The sequence below is a fragment of the Acinetobacter pittii genome (assembly GCF_022449185.1).
In the GTDB taxonomy this organism is placed as follows: domain Bacteria; phylum Pseudomonadota; class Gammaproteobacteria; order Pseudomonadales; family Moraxellaceae; genus Acinetobacter; species Acinetobacter pittii_I.
On record NZ_JAKUKO010000009.1, the window covers coordinates 115,096 to 130,957 of the forward strand.

The 15,862-nt window shown below is 36.7% G+C and carries 19 protein-coding genes, 1 tRNA gene and 1 pseudogene; 13 read left to right on the top strand and 8 right to left on the bottom strand.

Annotated elements, in window-relative coordinates:
• Positions 1-54 precede the first annotated feature (54 nt).
• Positions 55-600 (top strand): glycoside hydrolase family 108 protein, encoded by a 546-nt coding sequence (locus MKX14_RS16850; protein ID WP_240283044.1) that lies wholly within the window; start codon positions 55-57, stop codon positions 598-600.
• Positions 601-804: 204 nt separating this feature from the next.
• On the opposite strand, the gene MKX14_RS16855 is transcribed toward MKX14_RS16850, so the two are convergent.
• From MKX14_RS16855 to MKX14_RS16865, 3 genes are read right to left on the bottom strand one after another with little or no spacing between them, the layout of a single operon-like run.
• Positions 805-1,224 carry a hypothetical protein gene (locus MKX14_RS16855; protein WP_240283045.1) on the bottom strand — a complete coding sequence of 140 codons (420 nt, stop codon included), beginning with the start codon at positions 1,222-1,224 and terminating at the stop codon, positions 805-807.
• Between the two features lie 3 nt (positions 1,225-1,227).
• Positions 1,228-2,235 carry a hypothetical protein gene (locus tag MKX14_RS16860; protein WP_069141187.1) on the bottom strand — a complete coding sequence of 336 codons (1,008 nt, stop codon included), beginning with the start codon at positions 2,233-2,235 and terminating at the stop codon, positions 1,228-1,230.
• A 2-nt stretch (positions 2,236-2,237) separates the two neighbouring features.
• Positions 2,238-2,591, bottom strand: a complete 354-nt coding sequence (locus MKX14_RS16865) for a hypothetical protein (protein WP_240283046.1) — start codon at positions 2,589-2,591, stop codon at positions 2,238-2,240.
• 72 nt (positions 2,592-2,663) lie between these two features.
• On the opposite strand from MKX14_RS16865, the gene MKX14_RS16870 reads away from it, so the two are divergent.
• The 4 genes and pseudogenes from MKX14_RS16870 to MKX14_RS16885 all read left to right on the top strand — a co-directional run bounded on the left by MKX14_RS16870 (position 2,664) and on the right by MKX14_RS16885 (position 5,164).
• Positions 2,664-3,365 (top strand): hypothetical protein, encoded by a 702-nt coding sequence (locus tag MKX14_RS16870; RefSeq protein ID WP_240283047.1) that lies wholly within the window; start codon positions 2,664-2,666, stop codon positions 3,363-3,365.
• A gap of 52 nt (positions 3,366-3,417) precedes the next feature.
• A pseudogene (locus tag MKX14_RS16875) lies at positions 3,418-3,576 on the top strand (putative peptidoglycan-binding domain-containing protein); the annotation flags it as partial.
• Positions 3,577-3,774: 198 nt separating this feature from the next.
• Positions 3,775-4,287: a hypothetical protein gene (locus MKX14_RS16880; RefSeq protein WP_240283048.1), complete on the top strand. Its 513-nt coding sequence runs from the start codon at positions 3,775-3,777 to the stop codon at positions 4,285-4,287.
• 430 nt (positions 4,288-4,717) lie between these two features.
• Positions 4,718-5,164, top strand: coding sequence for a hypothetical protein (locus MKX14_RS16885; protein WP_206216202.1), 447 nt, complete (start codon positions 4,718-4,720; stop codon positions 5,162-5,164).
• Between the two features lie 196 nt (positions 5,165-5,360).
• Here the strand turns inward: MKX14_RS16885 and MKX14_RS16890 are convergent, their stop codons facing one another.
• Positions 5,361-6,155 carry a hypothetical protein gene (locus MKX14_RS16890; protein ID WP_240283049.1) on the bottom strand — a complete coding sequence of 265 codons (795 nt, stop codon included), beginning with the start codon at positions 6,153-6,155 and terminating at the stop codon, positions 5,361-5,363.
• Between the two features lie 109 nt (positions 6,156-6,264).
• Positions 6,265-6,723: an Arc family DNA-binding protein gene (locus MKX14_RS16895; RefSeq protein WP_206216200.1), complete on the bottom strand. Its 459-nt coding sequence runs from the start codon at positions 6,721-6,723 to the stop codon at positions 6,265-6,267.
• 108 nt (positions 6,724-6,831) lie between these two features.
• Between MKX14_RS16895 and MKX14_RS16900 the strand changes: the two genes are divergently transcribed.
• Both MKX14_RS16900 and MKX14_RS16905 read left to right on the top strand, forming a co-directional pair.
• Positions 6,832-6,987: an Arc family DNA-binding protein gene (locus MKX14_RS16900; protein WP_206216199.1), complete on the top strand. Its 156-nt coding sequence runs from the start codon at positions 6,832-6,834 to the stop codon at positions 6,985-6,987.
• A 68-nt stretch (positions 6,988-7,055) separates the two neighbouring features.
• Complete coding sequence (locus MKX14_RS16905; protein WP_240283050.1) at positions 7,056-7,862, top strand: BRO-N domain-containing protein; 807 nt, start codon at positions 7,056-7,058, stop codon at positions 7,860-7,862.
• Positions 7,863-7,932: 70 nt separating this feature from the next.
• On the opposite strand, the gene MKX14_RS16910 is transcribed toward MKX14_RS16905, so the two are convergent.
• The 3 genes from MKX14_RS16910 to cysS all read right to left on the bottom strand — a co-directional run bounded on the left by MKX14_RS16910 (position 7,933) and on the right by cysS (position 10,722).
• Positions 7,933-8,946 carry a tyrosine-type recombinase/integrase gene (locus MKX14_RS16910; RefSeq protein ID WP_240283051.1) on the bottom strand — a complete coding sequence of 338 codons (1,014 nt, stop codon included), beginning with the start codon at positions 8,944-8,946 and terminating at the stop codon, positions 7,933-7,935.
• Between the two features lie 215 nt (positions 8,947-9,161).
• Positions 9,162-9,237 (bottom strand) — tRNA-Gly (locus MKX14_RS16915).
• Between the two features lie 63 nt (positions 9,238-9,300).
• Complete coding sequence (gene cysS, locus MKX14_RS16920; protein ID WP_240283052.1) at positions 9,301-10,722, bottom strand: cysteine--tRNA ligase; 1,422 nt, start codon at positions 10,720-10,722, stop codon at positions 9,301-9,303.
• A gap of 213 nt (positions 10,723-10,935) precedes the next feature.
• Here cysS and kdsD point away from each other — a divergent pair, with 213 nt between their 5' ends.
• From kdsD to MKX14_RS18285, 6 genes are all read left to right on the top strand, one after another.
• Positions 10,936-11,913, top strand: coding sequence for a KpsF/GutQ family sugar-phosphate isomerase (gene kdsD, locus MKX14_RS16925; RefSeq protein ID WP_240283053.1), 978 nt, complete (start codon positions 10,936-10,938; stop codon positions 11,911-11,913).
• A gap of 3 nt (positions 11,914-11,916) precedes the next feature.
• Positions 11,917-12,456: a KdsC family phosphatase gene (gene kdsC / locus MKX14_RS16930; RefSeq protein ID WP_002122322.1), complete on the top strand. Its 540-nt coding sequence runs from the start codon at positions 11,917-11,919 to the stop codon at positions 12,454-12,456.
• A gap of 37 nt (positions 12,457-12,493) precedes the next feature.
• Positions 12,494-13,042 (top strand): LPS export ABC transporter periplasmic protein LptC, encoded by a 549-nt coding sequence (gene lptC, locus MKX14_RS16935; protein ID WP_032007582.1) that lies wholly within the window; start codon positions 12,494-12,496, stop codon positions 13,040-13,042.
• The gene (gene lptA, locus MKX14_RS16940; protein WP_240283054.1) at positions 13,026-13,574 is read left to right on the top strand and encodes a lipopolysaccharide transport periplasmic protein LptA; all 549 of its coding nucleotides are present in this window, start codon (positions 13,026-13,028) and stop codon (positions 13,572-13,574) included. Before lptC ends, lptA begins: the two co-directional genes overlap by 17 nt.
• Positions 13,574-14,317 (top strand): LPS export ABC transporter ATP-binding protein, encoded by a 744-nt coding sequence (gene lptB, locus MKX14_RS16945; RefSeq protein ID WP_002122331.1) that lies wholly within the window; start codon positions 13,574-13,576, stop codon positions 14,315-14,317. Before lptA ends, lptB begins: the two co-directional genes overlap by 1 nt.
• A 273-nt stretch (positions 14,318-14,590) precedes the next feature.
• The coding region (locus MKX14_RS18285; RefSeq protein ID WP_345892631.1) for a TolC family protein at positions 14,591-15,862 on the top strand (1,272 nt) is incomplete at its 3' end.

Consider the following 15,862-nt stretch of genomic DNA (forward strand, 5'->3'; position numbering starts at 1 on the left):
CTTAAAAAACAGCGCCACCTTCGGGTGGCTTTTTTACATCTATAGGAAAGTAAAATGAACATTGAACAATATCTTGAAGATCTTATTAAACGTGAAGGCGGATATGTGAATAACCCAGCTGATCGTGGCGGTGCAACCAAGTACGGCATTACTGAAGCAGTTGCTCTAGCAAATGGTTTTAAGGGCAACATGAAAGATTTACCGCTTAATGTGGCCAAAGTTATTTATAAGAAGCAGTATTGGATCTCTCCGCGTTTCGACCAAGTGAATGCTGTTTCTTCTGCAGTAGCTGAAGAACTTCTAGATACAGGAGTGAACTGTGGTACCGGCTTTGCAAAACCTCTTTTACAACGTGCATTAAATCTACTTAACAACCAAGGTAAAGCTGGATATGCAGACTTAAAGGTTGATGGTGTTTATGGACCAGCTACGCTAAATGCTCTCAAAACTTATTTAATAAAAAGAGGTAGGGAAGGCGAGAAAGTGCTGGTGAGAGTTCTTAATATTATGCAAGGGCAACGTTACATAGAAATCTGTGAGCGCAATCCTACCCAAGAGCAATTCTTTTATGGTTGGATCGCTAACCGCGTTTCACTATGAAGGTGTTCTGGTTTTGCTGAACATCTTATTAGCTGGATGTTCAGCTCATACGATGAAAAGAGTAATTAAGCCTCTTGCAGAATTTCATGAATTTCCTTGGCATATCATATCACATAGTGAATTTTTTGATAATTTAATCAAAACCAGAGGGAAAGATAACTAATAAAAAAGGGGCTTTTCACCCCTTTATTTTAAACTTCTGTTTTATTTATTTTTGAAAATATAAATACCACTAAAAATTAAGAACATAGCTTGAAATAAAAGCCATATAAGTGTTGAGTAATTTGAACACTTAGTGATGGAATCATAAATAATCTCTTTATAAGATACAGTTTCCATCATGTTTAGTAGTATTAATTCAGCTAATAATAAAACCAGAGAAACAATAGTATAAAAATATTTATTTCTTATAAAAATTAAGATTATTGAAAATATGATCGATAATAGGCCACACATCCCTAACATTGATGGGTCATTAGCCGAAACTCCATTTAACTCTTTAAAATAGGTAATAGTGCCAATAGCAATATATTCATTAATACATAAATCTTGACCAAACTTATCAATCGTATATCCACCAATACCCGATAAGAATAAAAATAATATAGCCACATATCTAATCATAATTTATAAACTCAATTTTAATGATGGATCAAATTTCCATGTTTCAACTTGTAGTTCTGGATCTGCTCGGCAAGTTCCTTGGCATCCATCTGGAATTGCTATTACGTCACCATTAAGAGCTAATTTTATAGCTTCTTGCCATTTCCATGAACGAGCATAGACAGCTTTTTCAAGCCTTTCTTTTGGAATTTCTCCCTTTATCCAACTTCTTAAAGCCTTTTCACCCGCATTATAAAAAACAGTTGACTCTTGTAGTGTTAATTTCCGTCCTAATATGTTTCCACCACGGACCACATTTTTTGCTACTAGATCCATAGCTACAGTGGCATCAGTACAGATCACAACAAAAGTTTCATAGAGCCAGTCTGGATTCCTTTTATCAATGTTCATCAACTCTGCTGCTAAGCCAACTTGCATCTCTCCAAAGCCATAGCTGTTATGAGGATAGACTTCACCTAGATTAAGATAAAAGGATAAGAGGTTCTTTCTATAAGCCCATACACCATGCATTTTTTCTTCAAATACAATAGATGCAACGATCTGTGGGTCTATGCCATTTTTAGCGCCAGCTGTTTTAATTTCATTCCTCAAATAAGCAACCATCCTTAAACCTTCAGGTACAGGATAAGTAGTTGGTACAGTTCGATTTTGAACTTTATGCTTATCTTCTTTTTCGGTTTTATCTTGAAATAGTTTAAGTTGATATTCAGTTATTAAGGGTTTTGAATTGGCTTCTTTTGTATATGTATGACCATAGATTTTAACTTGAGGATTATATTCAGTTCCCGATGGCAAAAATATCTTAAAAGAAACCGTTGTTTTTACAGCATCTTCTTGTTCATTTAACTCAAAAAAAGCTTCACTACCCAAACCATTTGATTGAATTGGCAGTTTTCTGGTTGCACCAACTCGTCCCTTACTAGTTACAAAGGTAGCTACAAAACTAAACTTACTAAAATTTAAGATATTCTTACTTTCTTTGATTCTTAATCTTGCGTAGGCTTTTGACATTATTAATTATCATCTTCAAGGTTTGTATATTTATCAACTAAATGAAAACTAATGTTTTCTTGTTGTTCAGTATAAATAGGTGAAGTATAACCTTCTGAATTAGTTGTTCCTTCAATCAATTTGCCAGATTCAGTTACCGCAAAATATGCTTTATTTCGATGAGGTACATTTTCACCATCTATAAGTTGAACGCTAACATTGAATAAGCCACTATTTACTTCAGGTAGAGTAGGGATATGGCTAACAACTTGTTCACCCGACTTGAATATATGCTGTCCAGCTTTAACCTCAAATTTACCTCCCGTTATTACAGTAATACCTTTATCGTTTATTACCAACCGCGAACCACCCGCCATATTTTTTTATTCTCTAATTAAAAATTATGAGGCTAGAATAACATACCTTCAGAAAACTCAAAAAATACAGTAATGACAATGATTATTTCGGCTCATTTGGGAGACTCCATACTAATTGCAGCTGATAAAAGAGCCATGATTTATGATTTAAGTTCAAGATTATTAAGAATATCTCATGATGATGAGGCGAAAATAAAGTTATGGTGCCGTGGTGCTATTACAGGCACAGGAGACAGTTTGTTTATAAATCGTATAATGAATTATTTTGAAAATTTAACAGAACAAGAACAAAAGCTTGAACAAATAAATGCGATTCAAATGGAAATAGAAAGGAGATTATCTGAAGGGGTTCCAAAAGAGTTTCTTTCTAATAATACGCTTATATTTTCAATATTTAATGGCTGTGGAACCTCATTATATACAATACCTATACAGCCATTTTTTGACACATTTAAACTTGGTGGAAGTGAACATTTAAGAGCCCAAGTTAATGAAATTAAAGAATGGACCCTAGAGGTGTGCTGTTTAAATATTCCTTCCGATTTAGCATTATTACAAGAATTCCAGCGCAATTTAAGAAGCCTAAATAGCTTTGAAAGTGAGAGGCATTTCATTAGCTACTATATAGAGTATTTAAAGACTATTTTTGCGAAACAAGCTTCTATAGATACTAGTGTTACATCGTCTTTTGACCTGTATTTACAATCATGTGAGACTGGAGGTAGCTTTGCCATTCATATTGAGAACAGCTTTTTAACCGCTTCAAATGACTGACATTTTGCCAATTAATCCAATTGGACCAACATTAACTAAGTTATTTTTAGTTCTAAAGAATTATTTGGCCAAGCGGGGGAAAGAAGGCGAGAAAGTATTGGTGAGAGTTCTTAATATCATGCAAGGCCAACGTTACATTGAAATATGTGAACGCAATCCTAGCCAGGAACAATTTTTCTATGGCTGGATTGCTAACCGCATTTCCCTATGAAAGTTATAATTTTGCTGTGCATCCTTTTATCAGGATGCACAGCAATTTTAATGATTCTCGTATGCCTATCTTAACCATTTCCAAACGGTATAACTTTAATTAAAAATGGTGGAAATTCTGCCCGTAGTAGACTTTTTTGTTGAGCAAATTATGTTGAAATATCATAATCTCATTTTTGAAGTAAATTATTGGAATATTATGAAAAGAATTTTATTAATTGCCTCTTATTTTCCTATTGCTGTTTGGGCCTCTGTTTGTGAAGTACCTAAAGATCAAATCGTAATTGCTGACGTTGGTCTTGGGCATGATGTTAGAAAATTAGAAAAATATAAGGTGGAAATAGATAATAAAGTTTGGAATAAGAATAATAGTAATAGTAAGTTTGGGGAAGCTCTTATTGGTCCTAAAGTTGAGAAATATTGGCTATTAGGAACACCAGTTCAATCTTTTAGTTATATTCAGTATTATAAACGTAATTATCTTATTTCTGGTTATAGCGTGAATTTTAATTTTGATGATATTAACCACATTAAGTTAAGAAAAATTCTTACAGAGTTATATGGATTACCTAAATCTAATTGGAAAATAAAAAAAGGTGTTGATGGAAAATACGGTGAATTCGTTGATCAAAAATATGAGTGTGATAATTATACAATTCTTATTAATTCAGGTTCAGCTGCTGGAAGTTTTATGGTGATCGACGAAAAGTAATTTTTTAGTTCAAAAACCCGCAAATATATGCGGGTTTTTATTATTTGGAGTAAAGTTATTATCCTTTGGGCGGTTGATACGATTGCAAAAGGGAATGAATCTACTGTTAAAGTTGATATATAGATAAAAATAGGAAAAGCCCTCAAGTGAGGGCTTTAATAATTTATTGGATGTTCGAAAGAGTAGTGCTCTAAGATGCTTTCCAAATTTATGTTGTTTCTTATAAAAGTATATTTAGTTGACAAATTTTAATTTTAGCAATAAAAGCTGGTTGACAGATCTAAAAAATAGCAATTTTAGTCTTATAAGATAAAGTTCGGACCCTTCTTCAGTACGGGAGTACGACAGGATATATATAGGCCTCAGATATTGGGAGTGGTCAAGAAACTAGTATAGAATTATATACTATAGAGTTATTGTGACGTAGATAATGAAAATAAAAATTCCGACATATGAAGATTATTATAATCATACTGGTCTTCATTATAAAAATTTATGGAAATCAATAGGTGATGAATGGAGTTGCCCAGCGTGTGGGCGCAGTAAGTATCAAATCATGAAATGGAGTAAAAGATTTCCTAATTCTCCAAACAGTTTTATGGATTGGGTCGCTGCTTTGCATAATCATCATGATCACTCAGTTGGTTTTAGTGAAATCGGCCAGCGAAGATTTTCTGAAACTTTAATATGTGGTCAGTGCAATGCTACTGAGGGAGTTGTGAAGAGAAAACTTAAATTACCATCTAACTTTTCATTTTCCCCTCAAGAAATGCGTACTTTTATTCAAGCAACACCACATGATAAGCATGTTATTGATTTTGAGGCGGCTCGTATAATATATAACTCAATTTCATCTGATAAAAAGAAGACCACGTAATTGTAAGGTAAACCTGAGTGCATTCAGCCTGCTTTACTATATATGCAAAAAAGAAAATATCGCTGTTGAATTGGAGTAAAAGTAGGTTTTCTTGAAAATTTAGTGGGGTTAGATATTTCCAGAAGACCTAAGCTGAGAATTGTAGAAGAAAGCGCTTAAGGGCGCTTTCTTCTATTTGTACAATATATTTTGATTTTTATTTTTTTCCATTAATAGCTTTATTGTACTCATCATTAATTTTACTTTTTATTGCTTTGTAATCAGATAAGTCATGCTTTTCCTTATCATATAAATCTAAACCAAAATCAACTCTGAAACCATTATAAATAGTTCCAATAATATAAGCTAATTTTTCAAACTCTCCCAATATATACTCACCAAACTCTTTTTGTTTATTGTATAGACTGGTTGCTTGTATTGTTAGGTTTGATTCTAATTGTGAATGTATTCTAAATAACCTTTTTAGTCTATTTTCTATACTAATTTCCTCCTTAGAGTTAGAGGCATTGGATAGTTCTATTTGTAAATTTTTAATATCTTTAATAATTTCATTAAATTCAGTATTTAAATCATTTAGATGAATTTGTTGTTTTGTTAATGGCAATTTATTGATAATAATGTAATTAATCAAATTTCTAAAGTGTAAACTTAACTCTCCAACTTTTATAGATATTTCAATATCACTTATCAATTCTAGTTTTTTAAGCTTCTTTGTTAAACCTTTTTGAAATTCATTGAAAGAATCTAAGGATTCAGCTTGGGGGACACTCCCTAAAATAATTTCAAATTCAACTATCGAATCTACAGCATCTAAATATATTTCTTTTCTCAGATTAAATTTTCTTTCCCTATCTTTATCCATTAAATCAAAATTAATTTTTTTATCATTGTTTCTAGAGTTATAAAAATTTGTAATTAAAACACCTGTCAAAGTAGATATAGCACCCGCGATACCAACTACTGCTGTCCAATTGAGATTATAAAAATCCAAACCTTTTTCCTTTTTATCTATTTTGTATTTAATATAATTTTAAGTTAGTTTTACATTTTTTCTAAAACTATAAAACTAACTTAAATATTTGTTTAAACTATAACTAAAGTTAGTTTTCTTCAGTTTTTTTTGATGGGTGCACATAATGATCTTCAACAATTAGCCAACCAAGACTTTTTTTACCATTATCTACAATATCAATATGATTGTTGCCTTTATAAACCAGAACGTCTTTATTAAAAAACTTCAATGAATTCCAGAAAGAAGAGTTACTCAAAACTTCCAAAGACAGATGGATATCATCACGAAGGCTTGAAAGTTCCTGTGTGTAATCCAAATCAAGTGTATTCAATAATTTCCCATAAATGACACGTTTTTTACCATCTTTTAACGGGATGATTTTAACATCGGCTTGTGATGAGCTATTTGTGGCCCGTAAAAAACTCTCTTCTAGGCGATGTACTGCTTCAGCATTTATTGATCTACCGCTTTCTTTAGCTGCATCTTCAACTTGTTGTTTGAGTTCTTGTGGAACACGTAAATTAAATTGAGGATCTGTTCTAGCCATCAAAGTGAAGTCCAAAAATTTTTATAAGAATATGCTAGTACCGTGCTTGACTTCAATATTAGCACCGTAATAGCATTATCACCGTGATATTACGAAGCGGAACACTATATGGCTAGAAACGATAAACAATTAAATGTTCGTATGCCTTGCGAATTGATTGAAGAGCTAAAAAAGAATGCCGAACAAAGCAGACGTTCGTTAACAGCTCAATTAAATTTCATTATCGAAGAGTGGCTAAAAGATCAGCCTAAAATTATTAAATAGAAAAACAATGAAGCCCCTGAATCTTGGCGGACTAGGGGCTTCTATCCAACTCGGTTAGGAGAATAGATATGACAAGTCTAGCATTAACATTTAATGAAGTGAACTTACACCCAATTTCTATAGATGATGGACAGGTATGGATAGGGGCAACCCAAATTGGGTTAGCCTTAAGATACGCAAATCCTGAAACGGCTGTAATTAAGCTGTTTAATCGAAATATTGAAGAGTTTTCTACAAATATGACTCGCTTAATAGAAATGAAAACAAATGGTGGTTTGCAATCTATAAGAGTTTTTTCACTTAGAGGTTGCCATCTTATTGCTATGTTCGCAAAAACTGGGATTGCTAAAGAGTTTCGTAAATGGGTTTTAGATATTCTTGATAAAGAAGTTGGTGTACCAGTTGCAAAAACCCATAAATCCGAGCGTACCTCTTTACATGAGGCACATGCTCTTCTTGTAGCAAAAACAAAGCACCTCAGCTCAAGTGATGCATGGAAGTTAATTCATCAGAGATTCAATGTGGATCACATTGAGGAGATTCCGTACGACATGATCCCTGTAGCTGTTGAATACGTTCATCATCTCATTGCTCTTATGAGCAATAAAAACGGTAATACAGGACTAGATACCAATGTTAGAGCCATGGCGATATATCTGGCTTGGTTAAGCGGATGGTGGAGACAGTTTGGACCTGCGGTAAGAGGAATCAATCCACATATGGCCGCAGCAATCCATGACTATTTCAATGATGGTGGCTTTGTTGCTTGGTCATTCATTGAGAAAGATAAGAGAGCCGAGCTACATAAACGCATAGATACTCATCCATGGCATTTACCTCCAATGGACCGTTATCATTTGCTAAATAGAAACTAATATTTCGGTGGAGATGGCGGGAGTTGAACCCGCGTCTGCAAATAAGAAGCCCCGATTAAGGGGCTTTTTACTATGCAGCACTTAACATCTTAGCAATTTCAGATGCAGTAGGGTTGTAATAAGTATTTACTAAAACACTAATCGTTTTATGGCCAGTAATTTTCGCTAGTATCTCTACTGGTAAACGGTAGTCATGCACAAAACGGGTAATAGCTTCATGGCGTGAGTCGTGGAACGTAATAACACCATCTAAGCCAACTCTCCGTAAGTTACGTTGCCATATTAATCTAAATGCATTCGAAGTTAGAGGAATCATACGGTCATCGTTAGGATCGTCAGGCAACCAAGAAAGTAACTCTTTTGCTTTGGTAGTTAAAGGTACATCACGAGAAGTACCATTCTTAGTATCTAATAAGCGAATGAAATCAGGAAAAATTAATGATTTCTCTACGCTAAGGATTTCACCTTTACGCATGGCAGTTTCAAGCGCAAATAGAAACGACCATGCAACTCTGTGTCTTGGCTGCACAGGTACTTTTCCCAATTCATAATCAAGCCCAGCTAAAACAGTATCTATATGATGCTGATAAACACGCTGATTACGTGGAGGTGGGGCAGTAGGTTTTGATATTTCTTTAAATGGATTTTCTTTAGTTAGAAATAGTTCTTTCCGAGCAAAGTCAAAAACAGAGCTATACATAGCCATTTCACGAATGACTGTTGCACCTTTAACTTGCTTTAAACGTTTGTCACGCCATTGTTTAACTAGTGCTGGTGATAGGTCATGAATTGATTCATCTGCTAATTTCCCCCAATTTTTCTTTAGGCATTTAAGCATTTGAACAATTAAGCGGGCACTCTTCATTTTTCTGCCTTCTTCTTGATAGTACTGTTCAAAAAGGGCATAGAAGGAGATATGGATTTTTTCAGGCTCAGGGTTAGCCTGTTGAGATTGTAATTCTAATAATTTTTTTGCGGCCCATTGTTCACACTCACTCGCAGTATCTCGAGTAGCTGTATAACGGTTGCCTAGATAACGAACAGTGATGCGCCACGCGTTCCCGCGCTTAACCGGCTTTTGCATAATAACACTCCAAATTTCGTGGTGTCGCCACGGCACCAAAATCCGCGAATGTCTAAATGACATCCACTTTTTTGGTGTCGCAACGGAAATATAAAGCGTTTTTTAATGCGAATTTTGACTATTTTGAGTAGTCAAAGCTGACCGATCGACAATAAAAAACAGGCCACATAACTCGTTAAAGTTATGCAGCCTATTGATTTTAATACATAAAATCTTGGAGCGGGAAACGAGACTCGAACTCGCGACCCCAACCTTGGCAAGGTTATGCTCTACCAACTGAGCTATTCCCGCAATGTGAGCACATTATAGAGTGTTTCATTAAAGTGTCAACACTCTTGTGATCTAATTGAACGTTTAATCAGCACGGCGCCAAACTGTACCTTGACGTGTATCTTCTAATACCACACCTTGGTCGAGCAAAGACTGGCGAATACCATCCGCTTTAGCAAAGTCTTTTGCTTTTTTCGCATCAACACGTTGTTGAATGAAATCTTCAATTTCAGCATCAGACAAAGCAAGCGCTTCTTGTCCAATATCTGATTTTAAGAAATCATCTACATTGTGTTGTACCAAACCTAAAATGTTAGTGAGGTGACGTAATGTCGAATAAAGCATAGTCGCTTGGTCAGCTTGCTCTTCTTTTACGGCACGGTTTAACTCTTTGTTCAGTTCAAACAATACAGCCATTGCTTCGGCAGTGTTGAAATCATCACACATTGCGTTGTTAAAACGTTCAATAAAGCTTTGATCAAGCGTTTCAGTTGTCGTTTGACCATACACTTGTTGGTAAGCTTTAAATGAATGGTAGAAGCGAGTTAAAGAAGTTTTTGCTTCTTTGAGTGCCACATCAGAGAAGTTCACAGGGCTACGATAGTGTGAAGACACAATAAAGTAGCGGATCACTTCAGGGTGGAATTTCTCCATCACGTCACGAATCGTAAAGAAGTTGCCTAAAGATTTAGACATCTTTTCACCGTCAACGTTAATGAAGCCAACATGCATCCAATAGTTTACATATTGCTCACCAGTTGAAGCTTCACTTTGCGCAATTTCATTTTCATGGTGTGGGAACATTAAATCTGAACCACCACCATGAATGTCAAAGTGATTGCCTAAGCAGCAAGTCGACATTGCAGAACATTCAATGTGCCAACCCGGACGGCCATTACCCCAAGGAGATGCCCAAGAGGGTTCATTTTCTTTGGCATGTTTCCAAAGTACAAAGTCAAACGGATGTTTCTTTTCAACTTCTACGTCAACACGCTCACTTGCGCCTGCTTGCATATCATCAAGCTTACGGCCAGAGAGGCGACCATATTTTTCAAATTTGGTCACTTCAAAATAAACATCGCCGTTTGAAGCAGGGTAAGCAGCGCCTTTATTCACCAAATTGCCAATCATATTTTGCATCTGGTCGATATATTCAGTCGCTTTAGGTGCTTCATCTGGTGCTAAACAGCCTAAGTTCGCCGCATCTTCATTCATTGCATCGATGAAACGCGTGGTGAGTTGCTGAATAGTTTCACCATTCTCATTCGCACGTTTGATGATTTTGTCGTCAATGTCGGTAATGTTGCGAATGTAGCGAACATTCCAGCCTTGACTACGTAAGAAACGAATAATGTAGTCAAATGCAACCATAACTCGAGCATGCCCGATATGACAGTAGTCGTAAACGGTCATACCGCAGACGTACATATCGATGTGACCTTCTTTGCGAGGTACAAATTCAACTTTTTTTCGTTGCTCAGAGTTATATAAAACAAACGGTTGCATAAGGGTTTTCAAACACTCAACAAAAACAGTGTTACATCATAACTGATGCATCATTTTTAACAAAGGTTTATGCAAGAATTTTATAAGCTTGTGAAATCTTATACATTTAAAAACGTGTAGATGATTGAGTTATGTTAGAATGCCCCCAAATCTTTTGATTAAAATCACCGATCTTCACAAGAGATCAGATCAATTATTTTGAGTCAAACTCGTATGCCCAATCCTACAGATTTCCAAAGCAGCGCATTAGCAACATTGCGTATTGAGCAACAAGCCTTAGAGGTGTTAGCAACACAAATTGGTGACAGTTTTAACCGAGCTTGTGAAATATTGTTACAGTGTAAAGGTCGTGTTGTGATCACTGGCATGGGTAAGTCAGGGCATATTGGCCGTAAAATGGCTGCTACTTTCGCCTCAACTGGTACACCTTCTTTCTTTATGCATCCGGGCGAAGCTGGACATGGCGATTTGGGAATGCTGGTTCGTGGTGATGTTCTAATTGCGATTTCCAACTCTGGAAAAAGTGATGAAATCATGATGTTGATGCCTTTAATCAAACATCTTGGCGTTCCTCTTATTACCATTAGCCGTGATGATAAAGGCCCAATGCCGCAAAACGCAGACATCTCTTTAACTTTAGGTGAATCTGACGAGGCATGCCCATTAGGTTTGGCGCCTACGTCGAGTACGACAGCAACTTTAGTTTTGGGTGATGCGCTGGCTGTCGCTTTACTTGAAGCGCGTGGTTTTACTGCAGATGATTTTGCTCGTTCGCATCCAGCAGGTGCGTTGGGTAAACGCTTACTTTTACATGTAAAACATCTGATGCATACAGGCGATGAACTGCCAAAAGTTTCACCAGATACACCAATGAATCAAGTACTTTATGAAATTTCTAATAAACGTTTAGGCTTGACGACAATTGTAGATGAACAAGAACATTTGCTTGGTATTTTCACCGATGGTGACTTGCGCCGTTTAATTGATAAACAGCAAGGTTTTGATGTGAATTTGCCTGTTTCAGAAGTGATGACAAAAAAACCATCAACGATTTCTCAAGAGGCACGTGCGGTAGAAGCTCTACAACAGCTTAACCTGAAAAAAATTAGTCAGTTTGTTGTGGTAGATGACCAAAACAAAGTGATTGGTGTAATTAGTATGCATGACCTTATTCAGGCAGGGGTAAATTAATCAATGGCATCTTATGCATTGTTAGAACAAGCACGTCATTTACAGGCATTGGTTCTGGATGTTGATGGTATTTTGAGTGATGGCTTCGTAACCTTAACTAATAGTGGCGATGAAATTAAATCATTCGATATTCGTGATGGTTTAGGAATGAAGCTTGCACAGCAAGCCGGCATGAAAGTTATCATTATTACAGGCAGAAAAAGTAATATTGTTGAAAAACGTATGTCTGATTTAGGTGTGGATCTCGTTTTTCAAGGCCGTGAAGACAAAGGCTCAGCACTTCGTGAAGCATGTGCGCAGTTTAATATTTTGCCGTCAGATTGCTTGTATATGGGTGATGATTGGCCTGATTTATCTGCTTTTGCAATCGCAGGTATGAGTGTTACTGTGCCAAATGGTCATGAAGAAGTACGTCGCCGTGCGCATTTGGTTACGCAATCGATGGGTGGGCGTGGTGCTGTTCGTGAAGTCTGTGATATGTTGCTGATCGCAAAAGGCATTTACCAAGAACTTCTTGAAAAATATCTTGCAGTACCGCATTAATAATAAGATTACTTAAAAAGGTAGGCTATTCCTGCTCATGGATACCAGAGTTTTATCAATTGTTGCTGTAGTGGTTGCTGCTATAAGTGGTGGTTACTACTATTATAGTGGCAAGGCAAAAAAACTAGACATTGGTTCTGCGAAGAATATGACATATTCAGCGCAGGGCGTCCATTTAACTCAAACTGATGATCAAGGCAATTTGTATATTCGTGCTGAAGTTCGTCAGCTTGAACAGGATATGCAACAAAAAACATCAAAGTTGGATCAACTTAATGCCTCGATGTATAAAGATGGCAAAGTTGATGCGACGTTCTTTGCAAAACAGGCAAATGGCTACGATGATAACCGTAAAGTTATTTTATCGGGTGATGTGGTCGCAACCAAACTGGCGCCACAAGGGAAGATTGAGTTCCAAACTGATGAGTTAACCGGATATCCAAAAACCAGAGAAATTGAAACCGATCACCAAGTGGTTGTTCAATCTCCGCAAGGCGATTTTGTCAGCAAAGGATTAAAAGCTAATTTGAATAATGGTCAGTACGAATTTTTTAATATTCGAGGAAAGTATGTACCAAAGTCTTAATTTAAAACGTTCTTCAGCTTTCCTAAAACAAGCTGCGGTAATTACATTCGTTGCTTTATCATCTGCTTCGACTTTTGCTTTACCGTCTGACCGTAATCAACAAATTTCGTTAGTGGCAGATCGTGCAACTTATAATGAAAAAACGGGTTTGACGACCTATACGGGTAATGTTGTGATTGAGCAAGGTACGATGAAGCTTCAAGCCGACTCGATTGTTGCTACGCTAAACTCTAAACGTGAAATTCAAACGATTACTGCCAAAGGTAGACCGTCTAAATTCCAGCAGCAAATTAGTGCTGACAAGGGTATTGCACGAGGCGAGGGTCAAACCATTGTTTATAATGCAGATACAGGCATTATTACTTTGACTGGTGGTGCATATCTATATCAAGATGGTTCAAGCATCCGCGGTAACTCATTGAAATATAGTATGAACAAAGGTGATGTTGAAGCTCAAGGTTCATCATCAAACCGTGTTCAAATTATTATTCCGCCATCAACTTCAAAAAGTTTCCCAGGAGCGCGTGACTAATGCAACAAGCTCTTCAACCCCAAACTTTGTGTATTAAGCACTTAGCAAAAAACTATAGTAAACGTTGGGTCGTCAAAGACGTATCTTTTAGTATGCAAAGTGGACAGATTGTTGGTTTGCTTGGTCCTAACGGTGCAGGAAAAACAACAAGCTTCTATATGGTTGTTGGGCTAGTGCGTATGGACAAAGGTGAAATTCACCTTGATGATCTTGATATGTCTGATTTGGCAATGCATGAACGGGCACGTAAGGGAATCGGATATCTTCCGCAAGAAGCTTCTATTTTTAGAAAGCTGACCATTGCTGAAAATATTATGTCTATTTTAGAAACACGCAAAGACTTAAATAAGCAACAGCGCCAACAACGTCTTACTGAATTGTTGAATGACTTTAAAATCAGTCATATTAAAGATTCATTGGGAATGAGTGTGTCTGGTGGTGAGCGTCGCCGTGCTGAAATTGCACGTGCATTGGCTGCTGATCCTAAGTTTATGTTACTTGATGAACCGTTTGCCGGTGTCGATCCAATTTCGGTAGGTGATATTAAAGATATTATCCAAACCTTAAAAGATCGTGGTATTGGTGTGCTCATCACAGACCATAACGTACGTGAAACTTTGGCGATCTGTGAACGTGCATATATTGTGAGCGAAGGTGCGGTAATTGCGGAAGGTACTCCACAAGAAATTCTGGATAATGAACAGGTACGTAAAGTCTACTTAGGTGACGATTTTACAGTTTAAATAAAAAAGTTAATCTATTTGGCTAAAAAGAGGTCAGTGCCTCTTTTTAGTTTTTTTATATTTATTTTTTAAAAACAATAAATTAGAATATTTAGTTGATGAAAAAGTAATGTGTGAATTATTCCTGTATTTATGCTTCTTTATGCAAAAAAATATGTAGAATGTAAAAGCTTTTAAACGATAACAAACAAGATCAACAAGACAAGCATGATTGGATATAACCAGAGAAGAGTAAAAAGGACATGTAAAAAGCCAGCTTTCCTGAAAGGGTTGATGCTTTTAACTTCACTGCATGTACCTATGGTGATATATGCCGCTAAACCAAGTGAGCAATATCACACATTAAAAGACAACTTATCACAACTTTTTGCCCCTAAAAGTAGTGATGAATTTAAAGTCGCTAAGATGCAAGAGTTGAGTAATTTTAGGCTAGATCGTTCTAGAGTGCAGGAGTTTCCGACTGTTCAACTCAATGATAGAGCAGCTTCATCTTATTCAAATTTGCCATCAAGGAAAATGACTCTGCAGGAAGCGGTGAAAATCGCGATTCAGCGTAACCCTGATATTTCCCAAGCCATTTCAACTTTAGCTGGCCAAAACGCTGGTATTGATGTTGCGAAGGCAGGTTATTATCCTCAAATTTCAGGTGGTATTACCACAGGGGACTTGAGTAGTGGTGAGCGTGGTCGGCAGTTATTGACTTTAAACGCAACTCAAATGCTTTATGATTTTGGTAAAGTCAAATCAGGTGTATCGGTTGAGAAGGCCAAACTCCAAGTCGAACAGGCGAATGTTTTGGTCAGCATTGATGATATTGCACTTGATGTGGCTCAGTCGATTATCAATATTCAGCGCTATCTCCAATTAAATAAAATTGCCGAGCAGCAAATTGCGGGTATTCAGCGAATTCAGGAAATCGCTAATTTACGTGCAAATGCCGGTATTAGTAGTCAGGCTGACCCGATCCAAGCTCAGTCTTATCTACAAGCTGCGCAGTCAGGCTTGATTGCACAGCAATCTTTATTACGTCAATACCAACAACATTTAAGAACATTGTTGGGTGGTGATGTTTCACGTACAGGTTGGATTATTTCAGATGATTTGGTGAAAGTATCTGATTTATATGGTGAACCTGAGTTTAATACCATTCCAAAAATGATCGCTGCACAAGCGGGCATTGAAGTGGCTAAAGCCCAAAAGGAACAGACCCGTTTAACTCGTTATCCAACTTTGGCAGTTAAAGGCTCTTTGAGTCAGGCTATTAACGGAAGAAACCCAAACAATAATGAAGATGACGGTTTATATAGCTCAGTCATGCTTGAAGCCACCAGTCAGTTTTATCAAGGTGGAGCAACTGCCTCACAGGTGAAAATGGCAAGTTATGCAGAGGAAGCCGCTAAATCCAAAGTGAACTCTGTGTATCTGGATGTGCTCGATCAGATCAGAACCAGCCGTGAGCAAATTGAAAATAAACAACGTCAAATGCAGGTTTTAGCCAACCGCCAAGCGACGACAGTTCGTACACGCGAACTTTATCAAGAGCAG

Bases quoted from the DNA above. Each gene is read 5' to 3' on its own strand.
- lptB (WP_002122331.1), top strand. From the start codon at position 13,574: ATGCAACAAGCTCTTCAACCCCAAACTTTGTGTATTAAGCACTTAGCA.
- MKX14_RS16880 (WP_240283048.1), top strand. From the start codon at position 3,775: ATGAAAAGAATTTTATTAATTGCCTCTTATTTTCCTATTGCTGTTTGG.
- MKX14_RS16855 (WP_240283045.1), bottom strand. From the start codon at position 1,224: ATGATTAGATATGTGGCTATATTATTTTTATTCTTATCGGGTATTGGT.
- MKX14_RS16895 (WP_206216200.1), bottom strand. From the start codon at position 6,723: ATGGCTAGAACAGATCCTCAATTTAATTTACGTGTTCCACAAGAACTC.
- MKX14_RS16905 (WP_240283050.1), top strand. From the start codon at position 7,056: ATGACAAGTCTAGCATTAACATTTAATGAAGTGAACTTACACCCAATT.
- MKX14_RS16870 (WP_240283047.1), top strand. From the start codon at position 2,664: ATGACAATGATTATTTCGGCTCATTTGGGAGACTCCATACTAATTGCA.
- kdsD (WP_240283053.1), top strand. From the start codon at position 10,936: ATGCCCAATCCTACAGATTTCCAAAGCAGCGCATTAGCAACATTGCGT.
- MKX14_RS16860 (WP_069141187.1), bottom strand. From the start codon at position 2,235: ATGTCAAAAGCCTACGCAAGATTAAGAATCAAAGAAAGTAAGAATATC.
- MKX14_RS16910 (WP_240283051.1), bottom strand. From the start codon at position 8,946: ATGCAAAAGCCGGTTAAGCGCGGGAACGCGTGGCGCATCACTGTTCGT.
- MKX14_RS16865 (WP_240283046.1), bottom strand. From the start codon at position 2,591: ATGGCGGGTGGTTCGCGGTTGGTAATAAACGATAAAGGTATTACTGTA.
- kdsC (WP_002122322.1), top strand. From the start codon at position 11,917: ATGGCATCTTATGCATTGTTAGAACAAGCACGTCATTTACAGGCATTG.
- MKX14_RS16900 (WP_206216199.1), top strand. From the start codon at position 6,832: ATGGCTAGAAACGATAAACAATTAAATGTTCGTATGCCTTGCGAATTG.
- cysS (WP_240283052.1), bottom strand. From the start codon at position 10,722: ATGCAACCGTTTGTTTTATATAACTCTGAGCAACGAAAAAAAGTTGAA.
- MKX14_RS16850 (WP_240283044.1), top strand. From the start codon at position 55: ATGAACATTGAACAATATCTTGAAGATCTTATTAAACGTGAAGGCGGA.
- lptA (WP_240283054.1), top strand. From the start codon at position 13,026: ATGTACCAAAGTCTTAATTTAAAACGTTCTTCAGCTTTCCTAAAACAA.
- MKX14_RS16885 (WP_206216202.1), top strand. From the start codon at position 4,718: ATGAAAATAAAAATTCCGACATATGAAGATTATTATAATCATACTGGT.
- lptC (WP_032007582.1), top strand. From the start codon at position 12,494: ATGGATACCAGAGTTTTATCAATTGTTGCTGTAGTGGTTGCTGCTATA.